The organism is Mesorhizobium sp. M8A.F.Ca.ET.208.01.1.1, assembly GCF_004791315.1.
In the GTDB taxonomy this organism is placed as follows: Bacteria; Pseudomonadota; Alphaproteobacteria; order Rhizobiales; family Rhizobiaceae; genus Mesorhizobium.
The window spans coordinates 1,365,500-1,391,346 of sequence record NZ_SRUT01000001.1 but is presented as its reverse complement, the minus strand read 5'-3'; the positions used below and the strand labels follow the sequence as shown (position 1 = coordinate 1,391,346).

The window sequence follows — 25,847 nt, the reverse complement described above, 5'->3', positions numbered from 1 at the left end:
GGGATGTAAAAACTGCCGGGGTGGGGCAGCCCTGGTGGTCGGGGGCATGTCGATATCGACATGGCCCAAACCGAAGTCAGGCGGCGCCTTTGACGCTCACGCCCTTCTCGACGAGGAAGGTCTGCAATTCGCCAGCCTGGAACATTTCGCGGATGATATCGCAGCCGCCGACGAATTCGCCCTTGACGTAGAGCTGCGGGATCGTCGGCCAGTTGGAATAGTCCTTGATGCCCTGGCGCAATTCGGCGGAATCCAGGACGTTCACGCCTTTGTAGTCAGCGCCGATATAGTCGAGGATCTGGACGACCTGGCCGGAAAACCCGCATTGCGGAAAGCCGGGCGTGCCCTTCATGAAAAGGACGACGTCGTTGCCCTTCACTTCATTGTCGATGTAGTCGTTGATACCGCTCATGGAATATCCTTTCACGCCCGTGGGAGTCAGGCTCGAAGCATGCCTTTCAAATAAACCCATAGGTTGCCCGAAACAAGACTTTAGCCATGCCATCACCCGAATGGCGCAAAGAATGGGCCGTTTTGGGCCAAGCGTGTCGGCGGGAAATGCCTCAGTCGGGAACGCTGGTCTGCAGCGCCAGCGCGTGCAGTACGCCGCCCATATTGCCCTTCAGCGCGTCATAGACCATCTGGTGCTGCTGAACGCGGCTTTTTCCCCGAAAGCTCTCGGCCACCACTTCGGCCGCGTAATGGTCGCCATCGCCGGCGAGGTCGCGGATCGTCACGCGAGCGTCCGGAATGCCGTCCTTGATCAGTTTTTCGATGTCGTGCGCGTCCATTGCCATTGCAGAATTTCCTGTTTCGGGAGGGCGGCGGCGCGGCGGCCCGTGCGATGAGAGTCGGCCAAGCCTAGAGCCTTTCCAATCCGGATTGAAGCGGTTCCGTCCAGTGTCCGCTCTGTTGGTGCTCAGGAGATGGTTTCGCCCGGTCCCTGCGCCGGCTCGTCCTCGCGCATCGAAAAGGCGCGGCCAAGGCTGAAGACCAGCACGTAGAGCGGGATGTTGACCGCCAGGTTGGCAATCGGCAGATAGCTGGTCATTTGCCAGGCTGACGAGAAGAACGGCTGGCCGTAACCATCGCAGACAAGCGAAGACCCATACTCCCACGAGGCTCCCAAAACAGCCGAGACGGCGAAAAGCTTGATGCAGGTGACGACGTGCCTTGCCCGCGTTGGCTCCGGCAGCAGCCGGTTCCAGAGCACCAGGCAGACGATCGGAACCGCATAGATGAGGTTCTGCAGGACAAGCATCGGAAGCGTATCGTTGGCCGCGGCCAGAAACTCCGCGCGTGTTTCCAGCCTGGTACAAACCTCACTCGAGGTCGTCGACAGCAGGAAGAAGACGAACGGCCCGAGGCACCAGAAGAAGAACAGCGACGGCCAGAAGACGACTGCAAGCAGCGCCCGTACGGCCAGTTTCTTATGATTGAGCAGGATCTTCTTCCGAAAACCGGTTTCCACTTTTCGGGATCATGCTCTCGTCAACTGGCCTGGTCCATGAAGCGGGGGAACCAGCCTTCATGGGCGGCGGTCAGATCGCTGACCGGGATTGCCCTGGCATCGCCGAGCTTCAGCGCGTTGCCTCCCGTCGAGCCGATCCACGGCGCGAAGATGCCGAGTTCGCCCTGCTGCTTGCGGATAGCATCCCATTCATCGCCATGCGGATCGATCGACAGCGTCAGGAGATAGCGGCCTTGGTCTTCGCCGAACCAGACCGGGATCGGATCGGTGCCGACAAGCCCGGGAACGGTCGCGCCGATGCCGGACGCCATCGCCATTTCGGCCAAGGCCACCGCAATGCCGCCGTCTGAGACGTCATGTGCCGCCGTGACGATGCCGGACGCGATCAGCGAACGCACATGGTCGCCGACGCGCTTCTCGTGCTCGAGATCGACCGGAGGCGGCGGGCCATCGTTGCGGCCGTGGATATCCCTGAGATAGGCCGACTGGCCAAGATGCGTGCCCCAGGAAGCCGGCGCGCCGACCAGCAGGATCATCTGGCCTTCCGCCGCAAAGCCGATCCGCGCCATCTTCGACCAGTCCGATATAAGGCCGACGCCGCCGATGGTCGGTGTCGGCAGGATGCCCTGGCCGTTGGTTTCGTTGTAGAGCGAGACGTTGCCGGACACGATCGGGAAGCCGAGCGCCCGGCAGGCATCGCCGATGCCTTTCACGGCGCCGACCAGCTGGCCCATGATCTCCGGCCGTTCGGGATTGCCGAAATTGAGATTGTCGGTGGCGGCGAGCGGCAGCGCGCCGGTGGCGGTCAGGTTGCGCCAGCATTCGGCCACCGCCTGCTTGCCGCCCTCATAAGGGTCGGCCTCGCAATAGCGCGGCGTCACGTCGGACGAGAAAGCCAGCGCCTTGGTCGGATGGCCCTCGACCCGCACCACGCCGGCATCCCCGCCCGGAAGCTGCAGCGAATTGCCCTGGATCAGTGTGTCGTACTGTTCCCACACCCAGCGGCGTGACGACAGGTCCGGTCCGCCGAGCAACTTCAACAGTGCATCGGCGAGATCGGTCTGCGGGATATCGTTGGCGCCAAGCGGCGCCCGCTTCTTCGGCTCGACCCACGGACGATCGTATTCCGGTGCTTTGTCGCCAAGGTCCTTGATCGGCAGGTCGGCGACCTCGTCGCCCTGGTGCCGCACGCGGAAGCGCAGATCGTCGGTGGTCTTGCCGACGATGGCGAAGTCGAGGCCCCATTTGTGGAAGATCGCCTCGGCTTCCTTTTCCTTTTCGGGACGCAGCACCATCAGCATGCGTTCCTGACTTTCCGACAGCATCATCTCGTAGGCGCTCATGCGCTCTTCGCGCACCGGCACCTTGTCGAGGTCGAGCTCGATGCCGAGGTCGCCCTTGGCACCCATTTCGACGGCAGAACAGGTGAGGCCGGCCGCACCCATGTCCTGGATGGCGATGACGGCGCCCGAGGCCATCAGTTCGAGGCAGGCCTCCAACAGGCATTTTTCGGTGAAGGGGTCGCCGACCTGCACTGTCGGGCGCTTCTCGTCGATCTTGTCGTCGAACTCGGCCGACGCCATGGTGGCGCCGCCGACACCGTCGCGGCCGGTCTTGGCGCCGAGGTAGACGACAGGCAGGCCGACGCCCTTGGCTTCGGACAGGAAAATGGCATTGGTCTTGGCAAGGCCCGCGGCGAAGGCGTTGACCAGGATGTTGCCGTTGTAGCGGGCGTCGAAATTGACCTCGCCGCCAACCGTCGGCACGCCGAAGGAATTGCCGTAGCCGCCGACGCCTGAAACCACGCCGGCGACGAGATGCCTGGTCTTGGGATGGTCGGGAGCACCGAAGCGCAGCGCGTTCATCGCCGCGATCGGCCGCGCGCCCATGGTGAAGACATCGCGCAAGATGCCGCCGACGCCGGTCGCCGCACCCTGATAGGGCTCGATGAAGGAGGGGTGATTGTGGCTTTCCATCTTGAAGACGACGCAGTCGCCGTCGCCGATGTCGACCACGCCCGCATTCTCGCCCGGGCCCTGGATGACCTGCGGACCTGTGGTCGGCAAGGTGCGCAGCCATTTCTTCGAGGATTTGTAGGAGCAGTGCTCGTTCCACATCGCCGAGAAGATGCCGAGTTCGGTAAAGCTCGGTTCGCGTCCGACGAGGTCGAGGATGCGCTGATATTCGTCGGGCTTCAGCCCATGCGCGGCGATGAGCTCTGATGTGATCGGTACGGAATTGGAAATGGTCATGGGCGGCGATTTATGTCCATGGAGCAGGGATTTTGAGTCTCCTCTTATCGCAAGCTTTGCGGCCGATACACCCGTCGGCGGAGGAAAAAGGCAGAAAGCAACAGGGTGATGACCCCGATGGGTCTTTCGTACGCGACGAAAGACGCCGCCAGCTATTGCAGCCCTGCAAAGTCAAATGGGGAACGCCATGATGTCCCAGCCGTTAGGTCCCTATCACCCAGGAGACAGCACGATGGCTACCAAGCAAGGCAAGAACGACAATCGCCTCTCGGACAAGGAGGCCCTCCATATCGCGGAGACCACCGACGTTTCGCCCCGGCAGGCCAAGGAATTGGCTGAGAAGCACGGCAAGGACAAGGCCGAGAAGGAAGCCAAGAACTTCAAGGCCGAAGGCTGATCCGGGTCCGGTGCTGACAAGTCCCGGTTTCGCAGGGCGGCATATTGAGGCAAGCAGGGCGGGTGGGTTCAGGAAAAACTGTCGTAGCCCGCGCGGCCCTCGTCCAGCAGCCGCCTGATTACCGCGACGCCGCCGGCAATATCCTCGCGCCGCCTCGGCTGCGAAACGCCGAAGCGCACCCCATGGAAAACCCGCTCCGAGCGCCCCGCCTTGAACTCATCCTCGTCGTCGATCAGCACGCCGTGCTCGAGACAGGCATTCTTGAACGTGCCGGAAAGCCAGGGATCGGGCAGGGTGAGCCAGACGAACGGAACTTTGTCGTGCGATTTGAACGAGAAGCCTGCCAAGCTTTCGCGCACAATGGACATGCGGGCGCCGATCTCCGCGATGCTGCGTTTGCGGATTTCGCTGGCCTGGCCGGAAAGCACCAGCCGGGCATTCACCTCCGCCAACAGGAACGGCATGCCGCCGGTCATCATCTTGTGGGCGACGCGGATGCGATGGCGATAGGCGGGCGGGCAGGACAGCCAGCCGCCACGCAGACCGGCGGCGACCGATTTCGACAGGCCGCCGGCAATGATGGTGCGTTCGGGCGCAAATTCGGCAAGCAGCGGTGTCGGGTCGTCGGTCAGATGGCCGTAGAGGTCATCCTCGATCAGGATGACGTTGTATTCACGGGCGACACGCGCGATCGCTTCGCGGCGCGCCGGTGACAAGGTCACCAGGGTCGGATTCTGCGCCGTCGGGATCAGAAAGATCATCGTGGGATGTTTTTGTGCGCAGACGCGCTCGAAATCCGCCGGATCGAGGCCTTCATCGTCCGATGCCACCAGCGCGGTGCGCCGGCCGATCAGGCCTGCGCTGCGGGAAATCTGCGAGTAGGTGAGGTGCTCGAAGGCGACATAGTCGCCGGGCGTGGTCAGGGCCGCGATCGCGGCCATCACCGCGGCATGGGTGCCGAGGGTGGGGACGATTGTATCGGTCGTTGGCCGGAAGGAGTTTCGTGACAGCCACCGGGCGCCGGCTTCGTACCAGCGATCAGGAAAATCGCGCGTGTAGCTCGAAATCTCATGCGGATGGTCCTGCGCGGCACGCGAGAGCACGTCAGCGACAATGGCGCCCTGGCCAATGTCGGGGGCTGCCGTGCTGTCGAACCGCAGCTTGTCCGTGGGGGCGTCGACATAACGCGTGCCTTCCACGCTGGCGTCGGGCGCCTCTGGCTTTGTAATGGCAATGTTTTCGCCGAGCACATAGGTCCCCCGTCCGACCTCGCCACTGACGAGGCCGCGCTCACGCAGCAATTGATAGGCCCGACCGACCGTGCCGACAGTGGCGCCGATGTCGTAGGCGAGATCGCGCTGTGGCGGCAGTTTTGCCCCCGCGCCGATCACTCCCCGGTCGATATCCGCCTCGATGGAATCCGCGAGGCGCTGATACAGCGGACCTGAACCCGTGAGATCTGGAATCCAATTTGTCATGGTGACAATTTTCTATATTGCACCGTTTCGGGAGTCAATACATAATTAATGAGGCACTAAAAGGGGTGCAATCGATAATTTTGGCAGAAAGAAAACGGATACAATCGCAACATTCCGCCACTCGGCAACCGAATTGCTCGGCCAGCCGACCCGCCCGTCCGGGCAGCGCGGCTTCGCCAGCCGGCTTGTGCAAGTGGTCAGGTCGCTGGCGAAATGGATCGGCCATCTGCTGGAGCGCCGGCGCGGCCGGCTGGCATTGCTGGAGATGACCGACGATCAGCTCAAGGACATCGGCATCTCGCGCTGCGACGCCCACCGCGAGGGCATCAAGCCGCTGTGGGAATAGCGACCGGTCTATCGGTGGCCTTTTCTCCTGAGGCGCCCGACACCGTGATCGACGAAAACGGCGACGACGCATATCACCAGGAACAGCGCGGTGATGGCGAGCGCCGCGACAGTGACGCTCCCGACGCCGTTCTTGGCGATATCGAGGAAGGGGTAGGGCACCTCGCCCGCCAGCGGCGCCCGCGCCAGCGAATAGACCAGATAGGCGATGGGATAGACAACCCACCAGGAGACGTCGCTCCATCGCGTTCTGCCGTCGGCGCCTGATATCAGCCACCACAGCACGAACAGCACCGGCGTCACATAGTGCAGCAGGACGTCGCAGAGCAGGAACAGGCCCTGCGGCTGCCAGAGCCGCGCCAGTACCGTGGCATAGACGATGAAGACCAGGGTGATCGAGACCGCGACGCACGCGCGCATCCGGGGGCCGGCAAAGGCAGGCAGCCAGGCATAGCCGCTGGATGACAACAGCGAGATGTGGACCAGCACGGCGCCAATGTTGGTCAGGATGGTGAAGAAGCTGAAATAGAACACGATCGAGCCGAGCAGGCCGCGGCCCGCTTCCATCGATGCCGGAATGGTGATCGAGAACTGCAGGACGAGCGCGATCAGGCCAACAACCAATCCCGCGATCTGCAGGAACCGGCCCATGGCTGGCTCAAGCGGTGGCTGCGCAGGTCGGATTGCCCGCCTGCCAGCGCGCGATATCAGAACTGATGCGGGCGCCGAGCGGGTCGTTCATCAACGGTCCGAAGACGTCGACACGGCTTGAATTCCCCTGCGCCTGCACGACCAGCAACGGTTTGCCGCCATAGTGCTTGGCCGGCACCAGAAGGAAGCGCGGCGTGCCGCTGAACGAGTTCAGCTCATTGGCCATCTGATACTGCTTGAAGGCCGGATCCTTGCTGGCGATCCAGCATTTGTGGGCTGCTATCGCGACCTGTTCCATGGCCAGCAGCGCAGCACTCTTGCCCGAGGGCACAGGCGTGCTCTTCGGGGTCGATTGGCACGATGCCAGGGCAAAGCCTGCCGCGGCGACGAAGGCGACCGTCTTGCTCTTGATCAAGCGGCACCCATCTCGAGTTCGGACAGGAAGATCTTCAGGCCGTCTGTCATCTCGCCCCATACCCTGGACAATGCGGGATGCTGCGAGGCGATCTGCTCATAGGCATCGAATTTGGGATAGGCGTCGAGCAGGTCGTGGCGACCTGTCATGGCGCGGAAATTGTTGAAGATGAACCGCGTCGGCGTCAGCCAGGCATCGGCAAAGCTGATGTCGCTGCCGAGCGCGAAGGGGCCTTGCGCCATCCGCGCCTCGATGGCCGCCAGCCCATGGTGGAGACGGGCGAATTGGGCTTCGATCTCGGCATTGTTGCGCTTCGGCATGAAATGCAGCTCGAAAAGCTTCATTGTCGGCGTCAACACGTCGAGGTCGGTGATGCGGGCGAACATGCGCGCCAGGGCGCGGTCTTTGGAGTCAGGCGGCAGCAGTGCCGGTTCCGGAAACCGCTCCTCGAGATATTCGGCGATGACCACCGATTCGACGATGGTTTCGCCCGAGCCGGTGATCAGCACCGGAATGCGGTTCATCGGCGAGATGGCCCGAAACTCTTCGGGGATCGGAAAACCCGGCGGCGGCGCGATGATCTTGAGCGGCACGTCCTTGATATAGGCCAGTGCGCGCACGATCGAAGAGTAGGGCGACAACGGCCGCGAATAGAGTTTCATGACCGTCTCTCCCTCACCCTATGATTTTGAATTGCCGCAATTCTTAAGGTTGCGGTTGCAAACTTCAAGCGGCAATGCCCAAGGCGCCTTCGAACAACGCCCTGCCGTCACTGCCGCCATGCGCTGCTTCGATCAGGTTCTCGGGGTGCGGCATCAGGCCGAGCACATTGCCTTGTTCGTTGATGATACCGGCAATGTCGTTGATCGAGCCGTTCGGGTTGGTGCCTTCGGCATAGCGGAACACCACCTGGCCTTCGCCTTCGAGGCGGGCAAGCGTCTCGGCGTCGGCGAAGTAATTGCCGTCATGATGGGCCACCGGCGAGCGGATGATCTGGCCCGGCTGGTAACGGCGGGTGAACATGGTATTGGCGTTGGCGATCTCGAGCTTGACCTGCCGGCAGACGAATTTCAGCGAGGTGTTGCGCATCAGCGCACCCGGCAGCAATCCCGCCTCGACCAAGATCTGGAACCCGTTGCAGACACCGATCACCATCACGCCCTTGGCCGCCTTCTCGGCCACTGCCCGCATCACCGGCATGCGCGCCGCGATCGCGCCGCAACGCAGATAGTCGCCGAAGGAAAAGCCGCCGGGAATGGCGATCAGATCGACATCGGGGATTTCGGTATCGGTCTGCCAGACGGTTGCCGGCGCCTGTCCGGAAATCTTGGTCAGCGCCGCGATCATGTCGCGGTCGCGATTGAGGCCAGGCAGGAGGACGACGGCTGTTTTCATTTTGGTTCGTAAGGCCTCTGTGCTTCGGCAAGTTCGCGCAGGTCGAGACGGCGTTCTATGCGTTCAAGTCGATCATCCTGGCGGGCGAGAATGCCATAGATGTTGTGGATGTCACTTTGCGTTGCCACCATGTGACCTCGCATTACATTCAATTCCCGTTTCGTTTCGGAAACATCCTGACGAAGCTCACCAATTTCGTGATGCACGCGCTTCAGCAACTCGTACATCAACTCATTCGTGACTTCCGGCATAGTGCCTCCGACACAACCTCAGGTAAGTGTCACACTATAATTCTCGATCACCGTATTCGCCAGCAGCTTGTCGCACATGGCCTTCAAATCGGCTTCAGCCTTGGCCCTGTCGCTTTCCGCCAGTTCGACGTCGAACACCTTGCCTTGCCGCACCGCGCCGACGCCATCGAAGCCCAGCCCCGACAGCGCGTGTTCGATTGCCTTGCCTTGCGGGTCCAGAACGCCATTCTTGAGGGTGACGGTAATGCGGGCCTTGATCACGCTGGACATGCTCCTGTTCTGAATGTCGGGTTGCAAGCCGCAATCAGTGCGGCTTGCCTTTGAGACCGTCGGTCGAGGCGACCAGCACCGGACCGGTGGGGCGCGGCGGCTCGTTCTCGTTCATGATGCCGAGGCGGCGGGCGACTTCCTGATAGGCCTCGACGAGGCCGCCCATGTCACGGCGGAAACGGTCCTTGTCGAGCTTGTCCTGCGTCGCCACGTCCCACAAGCGGCAGGAGTCCGGCGAAATCTCGTCGGCCACGACGATGCGCATCATGTCGCCCTCGAACAGGCGGCCGCACTCGATCTTGAAGTCGACGAGCTGGATGCCGACGCCCATGAACAGGCCGGAGAGGAAATCGTTGACCCGGATGGCAAGCGCCATGACGTCGTCGATCTCTTGCGGGCTTGCCCAGCCGAACGCCGTGATGTGCTCTTCCGAAACCATCGGATCGTCGAGCGCGTCGGCCTTGTAGTAGAATTCGATGATCGAGCGCGGCAGGACGGTGCCTTCCTCGATGCCGAGGCGCTTGGACAGCGAACCGGCGGCGACATTGCGCACCACCACTTCGAGCGGGATGATCTCGACTTCCTTGATCAGCTGCTCGCGCATGTTGAGCCGGCGGATGAAGTGGGTCGGAATGCCCATGCGGTTCAAATGATTGAAAATGTATTCGGAAATGCGGTTGTTGAGCACGCCTTTGCCGTCGATGACCTCGTGCTTCTTCTTGTTGAACGCGGTGGCGTCGTCCTTGAAGAACTGGATCAGCGTGCCCGGCTCGGGTCCCTCATAGAGGATCTTGGCCTTGCCTTCATAAATGCGGCGGCGATTTTTCATTTGAATTTTTCTCTGGATTTGCGGGCAGGCGGTAAGGGACCACTTCCTGTCCGTCCGCCTGAATTAGCGCGGCGACGGTGACGTTCAATGCCGGGTCTATCCCAATCACATCGTTTGCTCAATCGGCAAATCCTTCGAATCAACCGCTTTCGGGACTGAAATGCCGCAGCGCAGCATATGACGAAGCATATTGACCGGCCCGCGACCTTTTGGTTTGTGCTTCGGCAACACACATATTCACCTGCCAACGAATCGGATTTGACCCGGAGGGACGCCATGAGCAGCATGAAAGACCGCGAAGAGGGCTTCGAGCGCAAATTTGCATTCGACGAGGAGCTTCGGTTCAAGGCTTCGGCGCGGCGCAACAAGGCGCTTGGTCTGTGGGCCGCCGAAAAGCTCGGAAAATCCGGTTCCGACGCCGACGCCTACGCCAAGGAAGTTGTTGTTTCCGACATCGAGGAAGCCGGCGACCATGACGTGTTCCGCAAGATCCGCAAGGATTTCGACGCTGCAGGCGTGGAGCAGTCCGATCATCAGATCCGCCGCACCATGGACGAACTGATGGCGCAGGCGATCGAGCAGATCAGGAATACCTGATCGGCCTCTTACTGGACCAATCGACCGCCCGGCCGATCCGGGCGGTTTTTCTTTGCCTTTGAGGCGGTTTCCGGCTGAAACTGGCGACGTCAATAAGGAAAGAGATTAGATGTCCCTGAAGTCCCGTCTTGCCGCAGATGAAACGCTGGTCACCGCCTGGTCTGGCGTGCCGGACGCCTTGACCGTGGAGATCCTCGCCAGGCAGGACTTCGATGCCGTCACACTCGACATGCAGCATGGCGGCCATCACGAGGACAGCGTCCTGCGCGGCCTGGCGCCGGTACTGGCCCTGGGCAAGCCAGCGCTGGTTCGCATCCCTGTTGGCCGTTTCGACATGGCCAGCCGTGCCCTCGATTTCGGCGCCGAAGCGGTCATTGCCCCGATGGTCAACTCGGTGGCCGATGCCAAGCTGTTCGCCGCCGCCATGAAATATCCGCCGCTCGGAGAGCGCTCGTGGGGCCCGACCTATGCCTTTCCCCGTCATGGCAAGGGCGACTATGCCGAATGGCTGCGCGACACCAATCAGCGCACCATGGCTTTTGCGATGGTCGAGACGCGCGCGGCGCTCGATGCGCTTGACGGCATACTGGATACCCCCGGCATCGACGGCATCTTCCTCGGCCCATCGGATTTCTCGATCGCCTGGTCGAACGGCGCGACAGTCAACTCGACGCTCGAAAGCATGATGGAGACAGTGGCCTCGGTTGCCGAGCGCACCCGAAAGGCCGGCAAGCATGCGGCGATCTACGTCGTCGAACCCGCTATCGCCGGCCGCGTCGTGTCGATGGGCTACCGCCTGCTCGCCACGGGCTCCGAGCATGCGCTGATTTCGCTGGGGGCAAAGACCCTGCTCAAGGGCATCAAGGATTCCATCGGCGCCTGATGCAGCGCGACCACGGACGCTAAGCCTTCAGGTCTGTCAGGAACTTGGCGAAGGTCATCGATCCCTCGGGCCACGGGCCAAAGCCTGAATCCTCGCTGAGATGACCGGTCTCGCCGGCGTCGATGAACAGCGAGCCCCAGGCGCCGGCGATGTCCTCGGCGACATCGAAGGGGCAGAAGGGATCGTTGCGGCTGGCGATCACGATGGAGGGAAATGGCAGCGGCTCGCGCGGATAGGGGCCGAAGGTCATCAGATGCCTCGGCTTGATCTTGGCATTGGCGACGTCGGGCGGTGCCACGAAGAAGGCGCCGGCGACCGGCTTCTGAAATTTCGGAATGGCCTGTACGGCCGCGGCCACTCCCAGTGAGTGAGCGACGAGAACGACAGGTCTCTCGGCCTCGTTGACCGCCTTGGCGACGCTCGCCGTCCAGTCCTCGCGCACCGGCTTCGACCATTCGGCCTGCTCCACACGGCGCGCGGTCGACAGCTTCGATTGCCAGCGGGTCTGCCAATGCTCGGGTCCGGAATTGGTGTATCCGGGAATGATCAGGATATCTGCGTCTTTGACTTTCATGGCGCTGAGATAGCGAGCGCGATTGTCTCATGCAACCGTTGATGGATGCGCTCGTGCTCGCAATGGTGAACACCATGTTCGCTTTTCGCTGTCTTGTGTGAACGATGGCGATCGACGATCTCTGTGGGGAAAGAAACAGCCGTGGAGGGCCGGGATTTTGGTGCTGACACGACGTACAATGATTGGCGGCGGCGGGCTCCTGGCTTTGGGAGCTTCGCGAAACGTCGCCGCAACGGAGACAATGATGAGCGAACTGCCATTTGCCGCCACCACGCCGGTGAGCGTCGCCCGGGTCGGGTTGAAGGCGCGTGATGCCGAAAGCCTCGCGGCCTATTACCGCCGGGTTGTCGGCCTGCAGGAACTGAGCCGTGCCGATGGCGCGATCACGCTCGGCGCTGCCAACCGTCCGTTGCTGGTTCTTGAGCCGGACGCGTCCGCCAAGCCGGACGATCCGCGCAGCGCCGGCCTCTTCCACACGGCTTTCCTGCTGCCAAGCCGCGCCGATCTCGGCCGCTGGATCAACCACGCCATATCAGACAAGATCGCCATCGAGGGGGCTTCGGATCATCTGGTCAGCGAAGCGCTTTATCTGACCGATCCCGAGGGCAATGGCATCGAGATCTATGCCGATCGCCGCCCGCAGGACTGGAAATGGAACGGCGACAAGATCGCCATGGCGACCGAGCGGATGAACATTCCTTCTGTCGTTGCCGAAGTGCCGGCCGGCGATGCGGGCTGGCAGGGCGCGCCGGAAAACAGCATTGTCGGCCACGTCCACCTGCGCGTCGGCAGGCCGGAAGAGGCCGAAGCCTGGTGGAACCAGGAATTCGGCTTCGACACGGTCGCCAAATATGGCGGCCAGGCGGTGTTCCTGTCGTCAGGCCATTACCACCACCACATCGGCGCCAATGCCTGGCAGAGCGCCGGCGCCGGTCGCCGCGACCCGTCTCGTTCGGGCCTCGCCTGGGTCGAGATGCGCTCGGACAATGTGGCGAGTGAAACGACCCGTGAGGACCCCTGGGGCACGGTGATCAGGACTGTTCCTGGCAAGGCGTGATTGGCGTCAACACAGCTTCTTTCTCCCCGTGAACGGGGAGAAGGAAAGCTCACGCCTCTCCAAACACCCGCTTGAAAATCGTGTCGACGTGCTTGGTGTGATAACCCAGGTCGAATTTCTCGCGGATTTGCGCCTCCGGCAGCGCAGCGGTCACTTCCTTGTCGGCCAGAAGTTCCTCAAGAAAATCAGCGCCTTGTTCCCATACTTTCATGGCGTTGCGCTGCACCAGCCGGTAGGAGTCCTCGCGCGACAGGCCGGCCTGCGTCAACGCCAGCATCACGCGCTGGGAATGCACCAGTCCGCGGAACTTGTTCATGTTGTTCAGCATGTTCTCGGGATAGACGACGAGTTTGTCGACGACGCTGGTCAGACGTGACAGCGCGAAATCGAGCGTCACGGTGGCGTCCGGGCCGATCATGCGCTCGACCGACGAATGCGAAATGTCGCGTTCGTGCCAAAGGGCCACGTTCTCCATCGCCGGCAACGCCATGGAGCGCACCATGCGGGCAAGGCCGGTGAGGTTTTCGGTCAGCACCGGATTGCGTTTGTGCGGCATCGCCGACGAGCCCTTCTGGCCCGGCGAAAAAAACTCTTCCGCTTCCAGCACTTCGGTGCGCTGCAGATGCCGGACTTCGATCGCCAGCCGCTCGATCGAGGAGGCAATGACGCTGAGCGTGGCGAAGAACATGGCGTGGCGGTCGCGCGGGATCACTTGCGTTGATACCGGTTCCGGCTTCAGTCCCAGCTTTTGGGCTACATGTTCCTCGACATAGGGCTCGATGTTGGCGAAGGTGCCGACCGCCCCTGAAATCGCACAGGTGGCAATGTCTTCGCGCGCGTGCACCAGCCTCTCGCGGCAGCGCGAGAATTCGGCATAGGCCTGCGCCAGCTTGATACCGAAGGTGGTCGGCTCGGCATGGATGCCGTGGCTGCGGCCGATGGTGACGGTGTCCTTGTGCTCGAAGGCGCGGCGCTTGAGCGCTGCAAGCAACGCATCGATGTCGGCGAGCAGAATGTCGCTGGCACGGGTGAGTTGCACCGCAAAGCAGGTGTCGAGCACATCAGATGACGTCATGCCCTGATGGATGAAGCGCGCATCGGGTCCGACGAATTCGGCAAGATGGGTGAGGAAGGCGATGACGTCATGCTTGGTGACGCGCTCGATCGCGTCGATCTTCTCGACGTCGAATTCCGCAGCACTTCCCTTTTCCCAGATGGTTTTGGCCGCTTCCTTGGGGATGACGCCCAGTTCGGCCAGCGCGTCGCAGGCATGGGCCTCGATTTCGAACCAGATGCGAAACCGGGTTTCGGGCGACCAGATGGCGACCATTTCCGGCCGGGAGTAGCGAGGGATCATCGGTCTGTCCTGATGTGTCTAAAGCAATTCCAGGAAAAGTGCGCAGCGGTTTTCCGTCCGGAATTGCGAAAAAGAAAAAGTTAGAGCGGATCGGCGATTCTATCAAACGCTGAACCGCTCCAGGTTGGCCCGCCTCCTACCAGAGGTGGACCAAATGCTCAACGCTGATGCCGCGCAAACCAGAGGCCGGCAGCGAACAAGGCGACAAAACCAAGCGGAAAATAGAGCCGGATGCCCAGCACCACGAACTGGTAGGACGCCACCGCCACCGTGAAGGCAAGCTGAAAGCCCCAGGTGAGGGTGAATGCGGGCGCATGCCATTCGGCATAATAGGACCGGTACTGCAGCGCATACAGCCCGGCGGTCAGGCCAATCGTCGCCGCGGCGAGGCACACCAATGCCGCGGCGAAGGCGACCTCGGAGCCTCTTCCGAGCGAGACCAGCCGCGCCGCGAACAGGCCAACCGGAAACGCCAAGGCGCCGCCTGCGGCGAACAGCAGCGACACTGTGCGGATCTTGCCCGGCGTCACCCAATTGTCCAGAAACAGGTTGACGAGTGCGCTGGCGCCCATCGCGGCTGCCCACAGCAGGGCGCCGAGAAGCGCCGCGCGCGGTCTCGGCATCGCGTCGCGAAGGCGGCGCAGGGCGCGATTGCTCCTGACGGGTCGGACAAGCCCTGTCACAGGCGGCCGGTCACGGCGATCCAGCGAAAGTCCGGCCCCTCGAAACCATATTGGCGCACCGCGATCAGAACCGCATAGGCGCTGAGGCTGTCCATTGAGAATGTCTGCACCGCGCCGATGCGGTAGCCGTTCGGGCAGCCCCGGCTCTTGGGGATCGCCTTGTCCTCGTGCAGCAATTTGGTGGTGCCGCCATCCCGCGCCTCGATTCGCAGCAGACGGAAGCCATTGATCTCGCCCTGGCTGTCGCAGCCTTCGGTGTTGTTCATGCCGATCTCGTCCAACCGGAACTCGAGCGGCTGATCGACCGGGGAGAAGATCGGCCTCGGATTGACCGCCATGCGATGCGGCTCGGCTGAAAGCTCGGTCACCGGGTTGAAACCGGCGGTGATGCCGCGATTGGCATTCAGCTCGGCCTGGCCGACAATGGCTTCGCCCTTTTGCCGGGCCTGGACGCGGGCAGCGTCGAGCGTTGCATTCTCATCGTCGAGCCGGACCCTGATCGGCGTGCCCTTGAGAAAGCTGTCGCTGCTTGTGTCGATGTAATAGCGGTTGGCATAGGGAAAGCCCGACCCGTCCTGGACGCCGTATTCCTCGAAGGCGAAGACGCTGCCATCCCGGGTGAAGCCGAGAATTTCAAGTTCCGCGACATCGCCGGCCTGGGCGGCGATCGACGCCGCGAGCTGCGCTGCCAGGGAAACGGCAAACAGGAAAAGCATTCGCATCGTTTTCACCCCGGCAGCCGTGATCGTTTCAATCCCTAGCACGACGAAATCAAAACGTCGTGCGGACCAAAGCCGATGCATCCAATCCGCTCGTCATTTGTTATTGTCGGCAATCCCCAATGGAGAAGCTACCATGACCGACACCAGCAAAATTCGTGAGCACATGGAAGTCGTCGGCGCCGATGGCGTGCATATCGGCACGGTCGACAAGGTCGATGGCCAGCGCATCAAGCTGACCAAGGCCGATAGCGGCGAGGGCGCTCACAAGGGCCATCATCATTATATTTCCCTGGCCCTGGTTGCCGAGGTCGATGGCAAGAAGGTTTGGCTGTCGGCGAATTCCGATGTCGCGGTGACGTTCGAGGAAGAGAAATCCGATCCGGTTTGATCGAAGGCCTTAGCCCAGGCGCGACGACCAGACTGGGAACAAATCATTATCGGCTGGCGTCGCGGCAAACACCCCGCGGCTGATGGCGCGTGCCATGGTCGCGCCGGCCACGGCGTAGAGGTCGACCGCGGCGTCGGCGGTAAGTTCGATCCCGCTCTTGCCGGTCGCCAACGCGAACACCAGATCGCCGTCGGCCGGCGTATGGGTCGGCCAGATGGCGCGCACGAAGCCGTCATGCGCCGCAATCGCCAGGCGTTTCGCGGCGGCCTTGGTGAGGACCGCGTCCGTCGCGATGACGGCGATGGTCGTGTTGCCGCCGGTTTCCATCTGCCGCCCGTGTTCCTTGTCGCGGTATTTCAGCAAGATCCGCTTGGCGTCTTCGGGCATGGGCGAGAGATAGCCGAGCCCGCCGAATTCATCGCCGATTTCGAAGGGCGCCGCCCAGAAATGGCGGGTGCGGCCAACGGTTACAGAGCCGGTCGGGTTGACGGCGGCCAGCGCGCCGATGGTGATGCCATTGTCCAGCAGCGTCGAGGCGGAGCCAAGGCCGCCCTTCAGGCCCGAAGTCAGTGCGCCGGTGCCGGCGCCGGCCGTGCCAAGCAGGAAATCGGCAGCGGCAGCCTGCACCGACTCGTAGCCGAGGTCGCGATAGGGCGGATAACGGCCCCAGTCCTTGTCGCCGCCATTGCGCAGGTCGAATAGGATCGCCGCTGGCACGATCGGCACCCGGAAGCCGCCCACCTCGAGGCCGATGCCGCGCTCGCGCAGCGCGGCCTGCACGCCGGACGCGGCATCGAGGCCGAAAGCCGAACCGCCCGACAGCACAACGGCATGGATTGTCTCGACGGAATTGTGCGGTTCCAGCAAATCCGTCTCGCGGGTGCCGGGCGCGCCGCCCAGGATCTGGACACCCGCCACCGCCGGCTCGTCGCAAAGCACGGTCGTCACGCCGGACTTCAGCCTGGCATCGGAAGCGTTGCCGACGCGCAGGCCGGCAACGTCCGATATGAGATTGCGCGGGCCGGTGCGGAACATCAGTTGTTTTCCAAGGGCACGAAGCGGGTGCCGTCGAAGCGGAAGACACGGTAGGGGCTCCGGCTGAGGTCGCCCTTGGCGTCGAAGCGGACCGGCCCGATCGCCGTGGTGAAATCATGCCCGGTGAGTGCGTCGGTCAGCGGCTTGCCGGAGCTTTCGGACAAGCCTGCCGCCGCCTTGGCGATCTCGATCGCCGCATAGCCTGGCAAGGTATAGCCGTCCGGCACGATCTTTCGCGCGGCGAAGCTCTCCAGCACTTTAGGGTTCGCGATATCCGCCCATTCCGGCTGGGCGATCATCAGCGTACCGGATGCATAGGGCACGTCACCGGGCGGCGTGCGCAGGTTTTCGCCGCCGGCAAGGACGATGCCGGCCTGGAGCTGGGCGGCATCGCGCCCCATGATGGCGATGTCGTCACCGTCGCCGCCGGCAAAGACATGCGTGGCGCCAGCCCTCTTCAGCCGTCCGATCAGGCCGATCTGGTTGTCGAGCTGCGGCCGGAACGTGTCGACGAAGACCGGTTTCAACGCTGCCTGCTCCGCCGCGGCGCGAAATGTCTCGGCGATCTCGCGGCCATAGATGGTGCCGTCGTCGATGATGGCGAACAATTCATCACGCCACAGGCGGGTCAGGTTAGAGGCGACGGCGTTGCGCTCGTCATCGCCGCGCGGCCCGAGGCGATAGACCGGCCAGCCGGTCTTGGCGCGGCGGTCGGTCAGGCTTTCGGTTCGCACGCCGACGGTGATGACCGGGATGTTGGCGTCCTTCAGGACAGGCATCGCCGCTTCGATCGCCTCCGTGCAGAGAAAGCCGATCACGACATTGACCTTGGCTGCCGCGAACTCCCTTGCCGCTGCGGCGCCGCCGTCGCCGGTGCAGGCGTCATCCACGGTCTTGAGCTGGACGCCGTCCGCCTCCGCGGCGAGTTCGGCGCCAGCCTCGATCTGCTTGCCCAGGATGGCCGACGGTCCCGACAGGGGCGCGGCGACCCCGATCGTGAGCGTCTGTGCGCCAGCGGCACCGGTCAGCAACAGCCAGGCCAGTGCGATGGATATCGTTGCCCCGGATCCCATCCTGCCGAACCGTCCCTCCAAGCCCGCGACGTCGCGTGGGCACCAATTCCCGCCAAGACCTAAAGGCTGTCCGGCCTTGGTGCAACACGCGAATTCGGGATATGGGCCAAGCACTTCGCTTGTGGCATGTGATGTCTGGCCATATATGTCAGGCGAACAATGGCCATGGAAACTTCCAGTGCTGAAGAAGAACGATATTGGACCGCAAGCCTATCGCGACGCGATGAGCCATTTTGCCGGTCACGTCCATGTGGTGACCACCGATGGGCCCGCCGGCAAGCGCGGGGCGACGGTGATCGCGGCCTGTTCGGTGTCGGACACGCCGCCGACCATCCTGGTCTGCCTCAATCGTGAAAATGCCAAGAATGAGCTGTTCGTGAAGAACGGCAAATTTGCCCTGAACACGCTGGCTTCGCACCAGGAGCCGCTGTCGATTGGATTCTCCGGCATGACTGGGTTGCCGGTCGAAGAGCGATTCGCGCTCGGCGAATGGGATGTCATTTCCACTGGTGCGCCGACATTGAAGGGCGCGCTCGCCGTGTTCGACTGCGAGTTGATCGATACCAAGGACCTGGCCACCCATCGTGTGCTTTTTGGCAAGGTGACAGGCCTGCGTATGGGCGATAATTTGCGGCCGCTGATTTACCACGCACGCGGCTACCACGTTCTGGAAAGTGGGGCGGCCGCACCTACGGAGAAGGAATGAGCGACTTGAAACCGCGCCCCGTGCCGGGGACGATCGAGGAAACGCTCGATCTCCTGACCGGTGCGGACTATGTCGCGGACCGGTCGCTGGCAACGGTGCTTTTCCTGTCGCTGCGCATGAAACGGCCGCTTTTCCTCGAGGGCGAGGCCGGCGTCGGCAAGACCGAGATCGCCAAGGTGTTGGCAGAGGCGCTCGGCCGCCGGCTAATCCGCCTGCAGTGCTATGAGGGGCTCGATGTCTCCTCGGCCGTCTATGAATGGAATTACGCCGCGCAGATGATCGAGATTCGCATGGAGGAGGCGGCCGGCAAGGTCGAGCGCTCCGCCATGGAGCGCAACGTCTTTTCCGAAAAATACCTGATCCGTCGGCCGGTGCTCGATGCGCTGACCGGAAAGACGGGTGCGGCCCCGGTCTTCCTGATCGACGAGCTCGACCGCACCGATGAAGCCTTCGAAGCCTTCCTGCTCGAAATCCTCTCCGACTTCCAAGTGACGGTGCCTGAACTCGGCACCATCAAGGCGGAAGAGCCGCCGATCGTCATCATCACCACCAACCGCACACGCGAGATCCACGACGCGCTGAAGCGGCGCTGCCTCTACCACTGGGTCGATTATCCCGATGCGGAGCGAGAGCTGGAGATCGTGCGCCGCAAGGTGCCACGGGCCAACCAGCGGCTTTCCGCTGAAGTGGTCTCCTTCATCCAGAAGCTGCGCCAGATCGAACTGTTCAAGGTACCGGGCGTCGCCGAGACCATCGACTGGGCCGGGGCGCTGACCGAACTCGACAAGGTGGCGCTCGATCCGGAGACCGTGTCCGACACGATCGGCGTGTTGCTGAAATACCAGGACGACATTGCCCGCATCGGCTCGGGCGAGGGCCGGCGCATCCTCGACGAGGTCAAGGCCGAGCTCGCGGCGGCGGAGTAGCAAGAGTGAACACGCCGCGTCCCGACCCAAGAGAGGCGACGGCCGACGGCCGGATCGCCGACAACATCGTCTATTTCGCCCGCACCTTGCGCAAGGCCGGCATGCGGGTCGGGCCAGCCTCGGTCAAGGACGCCATCGAGGCGGTACTCGTCTCCGGCATCGGCTCGCGCGATGATTTCTACTGGACGCTGCACGCCGTGCTGGTGTCCCGGCACGAGGATCATGCCATCTTCGACGAAGCCTTCAGGCTGTTCTGGAAATCGCGTGAACTGATCGAGAAGCTGCTGGCGATGTTTTCGCCGGTGGCGCCTGACGTCAGGGAGAAGCAGAAGCCGCGCGCGGCCGAAAGCCGTGTCAGTCAAGCGATGTTCGAGGGTCACCAGAAGAACCAGCCGCCTCGGGAAATCCCTGAGATCGAGGTCGATGCCCGCTTCACTTTCTCCGGCAACGAGCTGTTGCGGGGCAAGGATTTCGCGCAGATGAACGCAGCCGAGATGGCCGACGCCAGGAAGGCGATCGCGGCGTTGCGGCTGCCCGTGGACATGGTGCGGACCAGGCGCTTCAAGGCCGATGCGCACGGCCATCGCATTGACCCGCGCGCCATGATGCGCGCGGCCGCGCGCACCGGCGGTGAATTGATCCTGCCGAAATTCCGCTCGGTCCGCGAAGTCCACCCGCCTCTGGTGGTGCTGGCCGACATTTCCGGTTCGATGAGCCAGTACACGCGCATCTTCCTGCATTTCCTGCATGCGCTGACGGAAAAGCGCCGGCGCGTGCATACCTTTGTCTTCGGCACGCGGCTGACCAATCTCACCCGGCAGATGCGCCACCGCGATCCCGATGCCGCCCTTGCCGACTGTTCGGCGGCGGTCAAGGACTGGTCCGGCGGCACGCGCATCGGCGATACGCTGGCCGAGTTCAACCTTGTATGGTCGCGGCGCGTGCTGGGGCAGGGCGCCGTGGTGCTTCTGATCACCGACGGGCTGGAGCGTGACGATGTCGTGGGCTTGTCGGAAGAGATGGAGCGGCTGCACAAATCCTGCCGGCGGCTGATCTGGCTGAACCCTTTGCTGCGCTTCGACGGTTTTCAGGCGCGGCCCCGCGGTGTGAAGGCGATGCTGCCGCATGTCGACGAATTCCGCTCGGTGCACAATCTCGACGCGCTCGCCGATCTCTGCGCCTCGCTGGACAAGAAATCGGCGCTTTCGGTCGATCCGCGGCGGTGGATGGATGCTGGCGCCAGGCACGCCGCATAGCCATATGTTTCCCGGCTCCTTGAAAAAACAGACCCTGAGAGAAGCAACGATGAGCGACAGCATCTATCTCGATGAGGCCCGCGACCCGCTGATCATCGCGGAAGCCTGGATGAAGGACGGCAAGGATGTCGCCATCGCGACCGTGGTCGAGACCTGGGGTTCGGCGCCGCGTCCGGTCGGCAGCCACCTTGTCATCGATGCCGATGGCAATTTCCACGGTTCGGTTTCGGGCGGCTGCGTCGAGGGCGCCGTCGTGACCGAGGCGGTCGACGTCATCGGCTCCGGCAAGGCCAGGATGCTTGAGTTCGGCGTCGCCGATGAGACGGCCTGGCAGGTGGGCCTGTCCTGTGGCGGCCGCATCAAGGTTTATGTTGAGCGATTGGGCTGACCTCGGATGGATCCCTATGCGCTGAAAACGCTCAATGCCGAGCGGCGCGCCCGCCGCGCGGCGATCCTCGTCACCGATCTCGGTGATGGTCGCGACCGTATCGTGCGCGAGGGGGACAACGTCGCCGGCGATCTCGGAGTGGCGATCGCCAAGGCGTTTCGATCCGGCAATTCCGGCTCCGTCGAGGCGGAAGGTCGGACCTTCTTTCTCAATGCGCATCTGCCGCGGCCGCGCCTTGTGGTGATCGGCGCCGTCCACATCAGCCAGGCGCTTGCGCCGATGGCCCGGATCGCCGGCTATCCGCTGGAGATCATCGATCCGCGCACCGCCTTTGCCACATCAGACCGTTTTCCCGATGTCGCCTTGCATGCGGACTGGCCGCAGGATGTGCTGGAGCGCCAGCCGCTCGACGCTTACACCGCGCTCGCCGCCGTCACCCATGACCCGAAGATCGATGATTTCGCGCTGAAGGCGGCACTCGACGCTAACTGTTTCTATGTCGGGGCGCTCGGCAGCCGCAAGACGCACGCCAAGCGCGTCGAGCGCCTGCTGGCGCTGGGCGCGAGTGCCGACCAGATCGCGCGTATCCACGCGCCGATCGGGCTGGACATTGGGGCGGCAAGCCCCGCCGAGATCGCCGTCGCCATTCTCGCCCAGACCATCCTTGCCTTCCGCTCGCGCGGCCTCGAAGCGAAGGGCGCCGCGGCGTGAAATTCGGGCCGGTTCCGATCGATCAGGCCGAGGGGGCTGTGCTGGCCCACGCCACCACCGCCGGCGAAAGGCGGTTTCGCAAGGCGCACAGGTTGAGCGCCGAAGATGTCTCCACGCTCAAAGGGGCGGGTATCCTGCAGGTTGTCGCCGCCGTGCTGGCCTCCGATGATCTCGGCGAGGACGCCGCGGCGCAAACAATTGCGCAGAGCATGACCTTTGGCGGCATCGAGGCAAGGCCCGCCGCCACGGGTCGGGTCAATCTTCACGCCAAGGCGGCCGGTATCTTCACGGTCAATGCCGCTGTCATCGACGCCATCAATGCCGTCGATCCGGCCATTACCATCGCCACGCTGGCTCAGCATGCGGCGGTCGAGAAGGGTCAGATGGTTGCAACGGTGAAGATCATCCCCTTCGCGGTCGCCTCATCGCTGGTCGACGCCGTGATGAAGATCTGCGCCGGCGGCGAAATCTTTGCAGTCAACGCCTATCGGCCGGTGCGTGTCGGCGTCATCCAGACGGTGCTGCCGGGCACCAAGCCCGGTGTGCTCGACAAGACCTTGCGCGTTACCGAAGCCCGGCTGGCGCGCTCGGGCGGCAGGCTGACGGTGGAGCGCCGCACGCCGCACGAGATCGCTCCTGTCGCCGAGGCCGCCATCGCGCTGGCGCGCGACAACGACATGGTGGTCATCTTCGGCGCGTCCGCCATGAGCGATTTCGCCGATGTCATTCCGGCGGCGATCGAGAGGGCCGGGGGGACTGTTATCCGTGCCGGCATGCCGGTCGATCCCGGCAATCTGTTGGTGCTCGGCACACTCGGCGGCAAGCGCGTCATCGGCGCGCCTGGCTGTGCCCGCAGCCCCAAGGAGAACGGCTTCGATTGGGTGCTCGACCGGTTGATTGCCGGCCTCGATGTCACGGCGGGCGACATCGCCGGCATGGGCGTCGGCGGCCTGCTGATGGAGATACCCACGCGGCCGCAGCCGCGCGAGCCGCTGCCGGCCAAAAACCGGCTCAAGGTTGCAATCGTGCTTCTGGCGGCGGGCCGGTCGAGCCGCATGGGCGGACCGAACAAGCTGATGGCGCTGTTCGACGGCCAGCCGCTGGTGCGCCGCACCACCGAACGCGCGCTCGCCTCGAAGGCTTCGGGCACGATCGTCGTCACCGGCCATCAGCGCGAGCGGGTGCGTGCGGCAATGTCGGGCCTCGACGTCACCTTCGCCGACAATCCCGACTTTGCCGATGGCCTGTCGACCTCCCTGAAGGCCGGAATTGCCTATCTGCCGCAAGACGTCGCGGGTGCAATGATCGTTCTTGGAGACATGCCGGGTGTCGCATCCGATGACCTCGACCGGCTGATCGATGCGTTCCGCAAGGCCGGCGGCAACTCAGTGGTCCGCGCCTCGCATGAAGGCAAACGCGGCAATCCGGTGCTTCTGCCGCGTTCGCTGTTCGCGGCCGTCGCCCATCTCGAAGGCGATACCGGCGCACGCCATCTGGTCGAGGCCGAAGGGCTCGATGTCATCGATGTCGAGATCGGCGAGGGCGCTTCCGTCGATGTCGACACCCAGGAGGCACTCGAAGACGCTGGCGGCGTGCTGCAGGATTGACAAACCCGAGCCGAATTACGCATGCCTGAGGCATGGCAATCCGCATCCTTTCTCCTCTCCACGCGCTTCTCGCCGCGACGTTTGTTCTTTACGCTGTCGCCGATGCCAATGCGCTCGAACTAAAATCCTTCAAGGACGATCTCTTCGCCTATCCGGCGACGCTCTCATCCGACACGAATGGTGCCTACACGGTCCTCGACTACCGTGAAATGCGCGACATCAACCAGCGTGACGAGGTGCCGGAAAAGCGCGTGCACGCCCAGTATGCCGACACCGGCGTGCGCAAGACGCAGCAGGATCTGATGCTGAAGACGGACGTCGGCGATGTCAGGCATGTCGCCGTCGGCAAGACGCAAGGGGCCGCCGTCATCGTGCTCTATCTGCACGGGCAGGGCGGCAGCCGCAAGCAAGGCATCGACGACTTCACCTTCGGCGGCAATTTCAACCGCCTCAAGAACCTGATGGCCGGCAATGGTGGGCTTTATATCTCTCCGGATTTTCCTGATTTCGGGGACAAGGGCGCAGCACTGGTCGCGGCCCTGATCGACCATTATGCCGAACAGTCCCCGGGCGCGAAAATCTTCGTCGCCTGCGGCTCGATGGGCGGTGCGCTGTGCTGGAAGCTTGCCGCCCGCAAGGATACGGGCGGGCGCATCAATGGATTGCTGCTGCTCGGATCGCTGTGGGACGAGAGCTTTCTCGCTAGCCCCGCCTTCAAGCGTCGCGTGCCTGTGTTCTTCGGCCAGGGCAGCCATGATGTGGTCTTTCCCGTGGCCAACCAGGAAGCGTTCTTCCGCTCCATCCTAGCCAGGTCGAAGACCTATCCGACCCGCTTCGTCCGCTTCGAGACCGGCACGCATGGCACGCCGATCCGCATGGTCGACTGGCGCGGCACGCTCAACTGGATGCTGTCGAAGGCACCATAGCGCCCGACGCGCCATTTGGACTAAGGCGCTGTGTTGTAGTCGACAATCGTCTGCGGATTTTCCTCGCCGTCATACGACGCGTCGACGTCATACTGGACCAGCGAAAAATCGCCGTTGCGGAACAGATATGTCCCGGAGTCAGAGGCATCGCCGACGCCGCGCCATTTGTTGAACGTGGTGATCGTGTGAGCGTTGGGGTCATAGTCGGAGTTGACCGCCCACCCCGTGGTCTGGAAGCCGATCACCGTCACGCTCAACAGCTTGCCGTCGCTGTCATTGTTCTCGTAGCGTATATCCGCCTCCGGCTCGGCGAATTGCAGTTGCCTGACGCCGTCCACCTCGTCGGTCATGTAGTAGACCGAGCTTTCATTGTAGGCGGCGGCCGAGCAAGAGAAATGGAACAGCCGGGTTTCCTTGTCCGGGTCGCCCGGCTGAGCATTCTTGTCCTTGTATTTGATCGAAAAGACCTCCGGCTCATTGGCCAGGAGTTGCTTGTCACACTGGTCGCCATAGGTCGCCAGGAAGGCCTTCTTGGCTTGCTCCAGTGCGGTATCCTTCTTCGGCGGCGGCGGACCGTCGCCGCAGCCTGGCGGCAGCGCCTCGTCGAAATCCGCGGTGGAGGGCTTCAGCGCTCCCTTGTCGATAAAGATCGGCTGGAAGGGCGGCGCCTGGATCTGGGCATTGACCTGGCGCAGCGTGTAGCAGCCGGCGAAGACCTTCGCTTCGCCCTTCTTGTCGGTTGCCTGGATGGCGACCGGGACATTGTAATAGATGCTGCCCGCCGCGCCCTCGTCCGAAATCGGACCGGTCTTGACCTCCACCGTATCGGTGCCGTCATAGCCTTTGACGAACGTATCGAAATCCTTTGCCGGCTTTGTATCGCCGTAATAGCCCCAGGCGCGAGCGAATTCGTGCCGGTTGATGGCGCTGTAGAGCGAGCGGACGACCGCATCCGCGCTCGACCGATCATCGACGTAAGGCGCTTCGGGCGTATCGCTGGCGGCCAATGCCGTCTGGGCTGTCGTGGCAAGGGAGAGAAGGGCAGTCGCTGCGAGAAGGGCGAGTCTCATCGTGAATCTCCGCTCGATAACAAAGATTCTACCATGGCGATTGCGGCGACGTGGTGACGCCGTGCGGCTACAGCTTGAAGAATCGCGCTTGAGGGCGCTACGTCCTCCCGCCGGCGTTCCTGCCGGACAGGAGA

The 25,847-nt window shown here is 63.0% G+C and carries 32 protein-coding genes; 13 read left to right on the top strand and 19 right to left on the bottom strand.

Going from position 1 to position 25,847, the window contains the following annotated elements; all coding sequences use genetic code 11:
- Positions 1–76: 76 nt before the first annotated feature.
- The 4 genes from grxD to purL all read right to left on the bottom strand — a co-directional run bounded on the left by grxD (position 77) and on the right by purL (position 3,723).
- A complete protein-coding gene (grxD, locus tag EN851_RS07090) occupies positions 77–412 on the bottom strand; it encodes a Grx4 family monothiol glutaredoxin (protein WP_013895877.1) in 336 nt (111 codons plus the stop codon).
- Positions 413–563: 151 nt separating this feature from the next.
- On the bottom strand, positions 564–797 hold the full coding sequence (locus EN851_RS07085; protein WP_015318146.1) for a BolA family transcriptional regulator: 234 nt from the start codon (positions 795–797) through the stop codon (positions 564–566).
- Positions 798–919: 122 nt separating this feature from the next.
- Positions 920–1,471: a hypothetical protein gene (locus EN851_RS07080; protein ID WP_245520702.1), complete on the bottom strand. Its 552-nt coding sequence runs from the start codon at positions 1,469–1,471 to the stop codon at positions 920–922.
- 20 nt (positions 1,472–1,491) lie between these two features.
- Positions 1,492–3,723 carry a phosphoribosylformylglycinamidine synthase subunit PurL gene (purL, locus tag EN851_RS07075; protein ID WP_135928835.1) on the bottom strand — a complete coding sequence of 744 codons (2,232 nt, stop codon included), beginning with the start codon at positions 3,721–3,723 and terminating at the stop codon, positions 1,492–1,494.
- A gap of 232 nt (positions 3,724–3,955) precedes the next feature.
- On the opposite strand from purL, the gene EN851_RS36195 reads away from it, so the two are divergent.
- On the top strand, positions 3,956–4,120 hold the full coding sequence (locus EN851_RS36195; protein WP_167531216.1) for a hypothetical protein: 165 nt from the start codon (positions 3,956–3,958) through the stop codon (positions 4,118–4,120).
- Between the two features lie 68 nt (positions 4,121–4,188).
- Here the strand turns inward: EN851_RS36195 and EN851_RS07070 are convergent, their stop codons facing one another.
- Positions 4,189–5,598 (bottom strand): PLP-dependent aminotransferase family protein, encoded by a 1,410-nt coding sequence (locus EN851_RS07070; protein WP_135928834.1) that lies wholly within the window; start codon positions 5,596–5,598, stop codon positions 4,189–4,191.
- 103 nt (positions 5,599–5,701) lie between these two features.
- Here EN851_RS07070 and EN851_RS07065 point away from each other — a divergent pair, with 103 nt between their 5' ends.
- Complete coding sequence (locus tag EN851_RS07065; protein WP_189521817.1) at positions 5,702–5,944, top strand: DUF1127 domain-containing protein; 243 nt, start codon at positions 5,702–5,704, stop codon at positions 5,942–5,944.
- A gap of 8 nt (positions 5,945–5,952) precedes the next feature.
- On the opposite strand, the gene EN851_RS07060 is transcribed toward EN851_RS07065, so the two are convergent.
- The 7 genes from EN851_RS07060 to purC form a co-directional block, all read right to left on the bottom strand.
- Complete coding sequence (locus EN851_RS07060; protein ID WP_135918701.1) at positions 5,953–6,594, bottom strand: Pr6Pr family membrane protein; 642 nt, start codon at positions 6,592–6,594, stop codon at positions 5,953–5,955.
- Positions 6,595–6,601: 7 nt separating this feature from the next.
- Positions 6,602–7,009 carry a hypothetical protein gene (locus EN851_RS07055; RefSeq protein WP_135880197.1) on the bottom strand — a complete coding sequence of 136 codons (408 nt, stop codon included), beginning with the start codon at positions 7,007–7,009 and terminating at the stop codon, positions 6,602–6,604.
- On the bottom strand, positions 7,006–7,671 hold the full coding sequence (locus EN851_RS07050) for a glutathione S-transferase family protein (RefSeq protein ID WP_135928832.1): 666 nt from the start codon (positions 7,669–7,671) through the stop codon (positions 7,006–7,008). Before EN851_RS07050 ends, EN851_RS07055 begins: the two co-directional genes overlap by 4 nt.
- A gap of 64 nt (positions 7,672–7,735) precedes the next feature.
- The gene (gene purQ / locus EN851_RS07045; RefSeq protein WP_127280766.1) at positions 7,736–8,404 is read right to left on the bottom strand and encodes a phosphoribosylformylglycinamidine synthase subunit PurQ; all 669 of its coding nucleotides are present in this window, start codon (positions 8,402–8,404) and stop codon (positions 7,736–7,738) included.
- The gene (locus EN851_RS07040; RefSeq protein WP_135915481.1) at positions 8,401–8,655 is read right to left on the bottom strand and encodes a hypothetical protein; all 255 of its coding nucleotides are present in this window, start codon (positions 8,653–8,655) and stop codon (positions 8,401–8,403) included. The genes purQ and EN851_RS07040 overlap by 4 nt, the downstream gene beginning before the upstream one ends.
- A gap of 18 nt (positions 8,656–8,673) precedes the next feature.
- Positions 8,674–8,916: a phosphoribosylformylglycinamidine synthase subunit PurS gene (gene purS, locus EN851_RS07035; RefSeq protein WP_127280770.1), complete on the bottom strand. Its 243-nt coding sequence runs from the start codon at positions 8,914–8,916 to the stop codon at positions 8,674–8,676.
- Positions 8,917–8,959: 43 nt separating this feature from the next.
- On the bottom strand, positions 8,960–9,754 hold the full coding sequence (purC, locus tag EN851_RS07030) for a phosphoribosylaminoimidazolesuccinocarboxamide synthase (RefSeq protein ID WP_013532127.1): 795 nt from the start codon (positions 9,752–9,754) through the stop codon (positions 8,960–8,962).
- A gap of 276 nt (positions 9,755–10,030) precedes the next feature.
- Between purC and EN851_RS07025 the strand changes: the two genes are divergently transcribed.
- Together EN851_RS07025 and EN851_RS07020 are read left to right on the top strand one after the other, a co-directional pair.
- Positions 10,031–10,351, top strand: coding sequence for a DUF1476 domain-containing protein (locus EN851_RS07025; RefSeq protein ID WP_127280658.1), 321 nt, complete (start codon positions 10,031–10,033; stop codon positions 10,349–10,351).
- Positions 10,352–10,460: 109 nt separating this feature from the next.
- Positions 10,461–11,234, top strand: a complete 774-nt coding sequence (locus EN851_RS07020) for an HpcH/HpaI aldolase/citrate lyase family protein (RefSeq protein WP_127280659.1) — start codon at positions 10,461–10,463, stop codon at positions 11,232–11,234.
- Positions 11,235–11,253: 19 nt separating this feature from the next.
- On the opposite strand, the gene EN851_RS07015 is transcribed toward EN851_RS07020, so the two are convergent.
- Positions 11,254–11,808, bottom strand: a complete 555-nt coding sequence (locus EN851_RS07015; RefSeq protein ID WP_127280660.1) for an alpha/beta hydrolase — start codon at positions 11,806–11,808, stop codon at positions 11,254–11,256.
- Positions 11,809–12,052: 244 nt separating this feature from the next.
- Between EN851_RS07015 and EN851_RS07010 the strand changes: the two genes are divergently transcribed.
- A complete protein-coding gene (locus EN851_RS07010) occupies positions 12,053–12,865 on the top strand; it encodes a VOC family protein (protein WP_135928831.1) in 813 nt (270 codons plus the stop codon).
- A 49-nt stretch (positions 12,866–12,914) separates the two neighbouring features.
- Here the strand turns inward: EN851_RS07010 and purB are convergent, their stop codons facing one another.
- The 3 genes from purB to EN851_RS06995 form a co-directional block, all read right to left on the bottom strand.
- Entirely contained in the window at positions 12,915–14,222 is a 1,308-nt protein-coding gene (purB, locus tag EN851_RS07005) for an adenylosuccinate lyase (protein WP_135928830.1), read from the bottom strand.
- A 158-nt stretch (positions 14,223–14,380) separates the two neighbouring features.
- The gene (locus EN851_RS07000) at positions 14,381–14,845 is read right to left on the bottom strand and encodes a hypothetical protein (RefSeq protein WP_189521777.1); all 465 of its coding nucleotides are present in this window, start codon (positions 14,843–14,845) and stop codon (positions 14,381–14,383) included.
- Positions 14,846–14,901: 56 nt separating this feature from the next.
- A complete protein-coding gene (locus EN851_RS06995) occupies positions 14,902–15,627 on the bottom strand; it encodes a DUF2259 domain-containing protein (RefSeq protein WP_135928829.1) in 726 nt (241 codons plus the stop codon).
- A 133-nt stretch (positions 15,628–15,760) separates the two neighbouring features.
- Between EN851_RS06995 and EN851_RS06990 the strand changes: the two genes are divergently transcribed.
- The gene (locus tag EN851_RS06990) at positions 15,761–16,015 is read left to right on the top strand and encodes a DUF2171 domain-containing protein (RefSeq protein ID WP_023773164.1); all 255 of its coding nucleotides are present in this window, start codon (positions 15,761–15,763) and stop codon (positions 16,013–16,015) included.
- Between the two features lie 9 nt (positions 16,016–16,024).
- On the opposite strand, the gene EN851_RS06985 is transcribed toward EN851_RS06990, so the two are convergent.
- Positions 16,025–17,050: a P1 family peptidase gene (locus EN851_RS06985; RefSeq protein ID WP_135915483.1), complete on the bottom strand. Its 1,026-nt coding sequence runs from the start codon at positions 17,048–17,050 to the stop codon at positions 16,025–16,027.
- A complete protein-coding gene (locus EN851_RS06980; RefSeq protein WP_135928828.1) occupies positions 17,050–18,123 on the bottom strand; it encodes an ABC transporter substrate-binding protein in 1,074 nt (357 codons plus the stop codon). The genes EN851_RS06985 and EN851_RS06980 overlap by 1 nt, the downstream gene beginning before the upstream one ends.
- Positions 18,124–18,301: 178 nt before the next feature.
- Between EN851_RS06980 and EN851_RS06975 the strand changes: the two genes are divergently transcribed.
- From EN851_RS06975 to EN851_RS06945, 7 genes are read left to right on the top strand one after another with little or no spacing between them, the layout of a single operon-like run.
- A complete protein-coding gene (locus tag EN851_RS06975; protein ID WP_135864150.1) occupies positions 18,302–18,829 on the top strand; it encodes a flavin reductase in 528 nt (175 codons plus the stop codon).
- Positions 18,826–19,755: a MoxR family ATPase gene (locus tag EN851_RS06970; protein WP_135928827.1), complete on the top strand. Its 930-nt coding sequence runs from the start codon at positions 18,826–18,828 to the stop codon at positions 19,753–19,755. Before EN851_RS06975 ends, EN851_RS06970 begins: the two co-directional genes overlap by 4 nt.
- Positions 19,756–19,760: 5 nt before the next feature.
- Positions 19,761–21,011 carry a VWA domain-containing protein gene (locus EN851_RS06965; RefSeq protein ID WP_135928826.1) on the top strand — a complete coding sequence of 417 codons (1,251 nt, stop codon included), beginning with the start codon at positions 19,761–19,763 and terminating at the stop codon, positions 21,009–21,011.
- Positions 21,012–21,060: 49 nt separating this feature from the next.
- Positions 21,061–21,399 carry an XdhC family protein gene (locus EN851_RS06960; RefSeq protein WP_127280086.1) on the top strand — a complete coding sequence of 113 codons (339 nt, stop codon included), beginning with the start codon at positions 21,061–21,063 and terminating at the stop codon, positions 21,397–21,399.
- A 6-nt stretch (positions 21,400–21,405) separates the two neighbouring features.
- Positions 21,406–22,110 (top strand): XdhC family protein, encoded by a 705-nt coding sequence (locus EN851_RS06955; protein ID WP_135880204.1) that lies wholly within the window; start codon positions 21,406–21,408, stop codon positions 22,108–22,110.
- On the top strand, positions 22,107–23,717 hold the full coding sequence (locus EN851_RS06950) for a molybdopterin-binding/glycosyltransferase family 2 protein (protein WP_135928825.1): 1,611 nt from the start codon (positions 22,107–22,109) through the stop codon (positions 23,715–23,717). Before EN851_RS06955 ends, EN851_RS06950 begins: the two co-directional genes overlap by 4 nt.
- Positions 23,718–23,749: 32 nt before the next feature.
- Entirely contained in the window at positions 23,750–24,643 is an 894-nt protein-coding gene (locus EN851_RS06945; protein WP_189521776.1) for an alpha/beta hydrolase, read from the top strand.
- Between the two features lie 20 nt (positions 24,644–24,663).
- Here the strand turns inward: EN851_RS06945 and EN851_RS06940 are convergent, their stop codons facing one another.
- Positions 24,664–25,713: a DUF1176 domain-containing protein gene (locus EN851_RS06940; protein ID WP_135928824.1), complete on the bottom strand. Its 1,050-nt coding sequence runs from the start codon at positions 25,711–25,713 to the stop codon at positions 24,664–24,666.
- Positions 25,714–25,847 lie beyond the last annotated feature (134 nt).

Excerpts from the sequence above, each read along its gene's own strand:
- EN851_RS06995 (WP_135928829.1), bottom strand. The coding sequence starts at position 15,627 with ATGCGAATGCTTTTCCTGTTTGCCGTTTCCCTGGCAGCGCAGCTCGCG.
- EN851_RS06955 (WP_135880204.1), top strand. The coding sequence starts at position 21,406 with ATGGATCCCTATGCGCTGAAAACGCTCAATGCCGAGCGGCGCGCCCGC.
- EN851_RS07020 (WP_127280659.1), top strand. The coding sequence starts at position 10,461 with ATGTCCCTGAAGTCCCGTCTTGCCGCAGATGAAACGCTGGTCACCGCC.
- EN851_RS07040 (WP_135915481.1), bottom strand. The coding sequence starts at position 8,655 with ATGCCGGAAGTCACGAATGAGTTGATGTACGAGTTGCTGAAGCGCGTG.
- EN851_RS06940 (WP_135928824.1), bottom strand. The coding sequence starts at position 25,713 with ATGAGACTCGCCCTTCTCGCAGCGACTGCCCTTCTCTCCCTTGCCACG.
- EN851_RS07000 (WP_189521777.1), bottom strand. The coding sequence starts at position 14,845 with ATGCCGAGACCGCGCGCGGCGCTTCTCGGCGCCCTGCTGTGGGCAGCC.
- EN851_RS07025 (WP_127280658.1), top strand. The coding sequence starts at position 10,031 with ATGAGCAGCATGAAAGACCGCGAAGAGGGCTTCGAGCGCAAATTTGCA.
- purQ (WP_127280766.1), bottom strand. The coding sequence starts at position 8,404 with ATGAAAACAGCCGTCGTCCTCCTGCCTGGCCTCAATCGCGACCGCGAC.
- EN851_RS36195 (WP_167531216.1), top strand. The coding sequence starts at position 3,956 with ATGGCTACCAAGCAAGGCAAGAACGACAATCGCCTCTCGGACAAGGAG.
- EN851_RS06990 (WP_023773164.1), top strand. The coding sequence starts at position 15,761 with ATGACCGACACCAGCAAAATTCGTGAGCACATGGAAGTCGTCGGCGCC.
- purB (WP_135928830.1), bottom strand. The coding sequence starts at position 14,222 with ATGATCCCTCGCTACTCCCGGCCGGAAATGGTCGCCATCTGGTCGCCC.
- grxD (WP_013895877.1), bottom strand. The coding sequence starts at position 412 with ATGAGCGGTATCAACGACTACATCGACAATGAAGTGAAGGGCAACGAC.
- EN851_RS07060 (WP_135918701.1), bottom strand. The coding sequence starts at position 6,594 with ATGGGCCGGTTCCTGCAGATCGCGGGATTGGTTGTTGGCCTGATCGCG.
- EN851_RS06970 (WP_135928827.1), top strand. The coding sequence starts at position 18,826 with ATGAGCGACTTGAAACCGCGCCCCGTGCCGGGGACGATCGAGGAAACG.
- EN851_RS07085 (WP_015318146.1), bottom strand. The coding sequence starts at position 797 with ATGGCAATGGACGCGCACGACATCGAAAAACTGATCAAGGACGGCATT.
- EN851_RS07050 (WP_135928832.1), bottom strand. The coding sequence starts at position 7,671 with ATGAAACTCTATTCGCGGCCGTTGTCGCCCTACTCTTCGATCGTGCGC.
- EN851_RS06985 (WP_135915483.1), bottom strand. The coding sequence starts at position 17,050 with ATGTTCCGCACCGGCCCGCGCAATCTCATATCGGACGTTGCCGGCCTG.
- EN851_RS06960 (WP_127280086.1), top strand. The coding sequence starts at position 21,061 with ATGAGCGACAGCATCTATCTCGATGAGGCCCGCGACCCGCTGATCATC.
- EN851_RS06980 (WP_135928828.1), bottom strand. The coding sequence starts at position 18,123 with ATGGGATCCGGGGCAACGATATCCATCGCACTGGCCTGGCTGTTGCTG.
- EN851_RS07015 (WP_127280660.1), bottom strand. The coding sequence starts at position 11,808 with ATGAAAGTCAAAGACGCAGATATCCTGATCATTCCCGGATACACCAAT.
- EN851_RS07010 (WP_135928831.1), top strand. The coding sequence starts at position 12,053 with ATGAGCGAACTGCCATTTGCCGCCACCACGCCGGTGAGCGTCGCCCGG.
- purC (WP_013532127.1), bottom strand. The coding sequence starts at position 9,754 with ATGAAAAATCGCCGCCGCATTTATGAAGGCAAGGCCAAGATCCTCTAT.
- EN851_RS07070 (WP_135928834.1), bottom strand. The coding sequence starts at position 5,598 with ATGACAAATTGGATTCCAGATCTCACGGGTTCAGGTCCGCTGTATCAG.
- EN851_RS06945 (WP_189521776.1), top strand. The coding sequence starts at position 23,750 with ATGGCAATCCGCATCCTTTCTCCTCTCCACGCGCTTCTCGCCGCGACG.
- purL (WP_135928835.1), bottom strand. The coding sequence starts at position 3,723 with ATGACCATTTCCAATTCCGTACCGATCACATCAGAGCTCATCGCCGCG.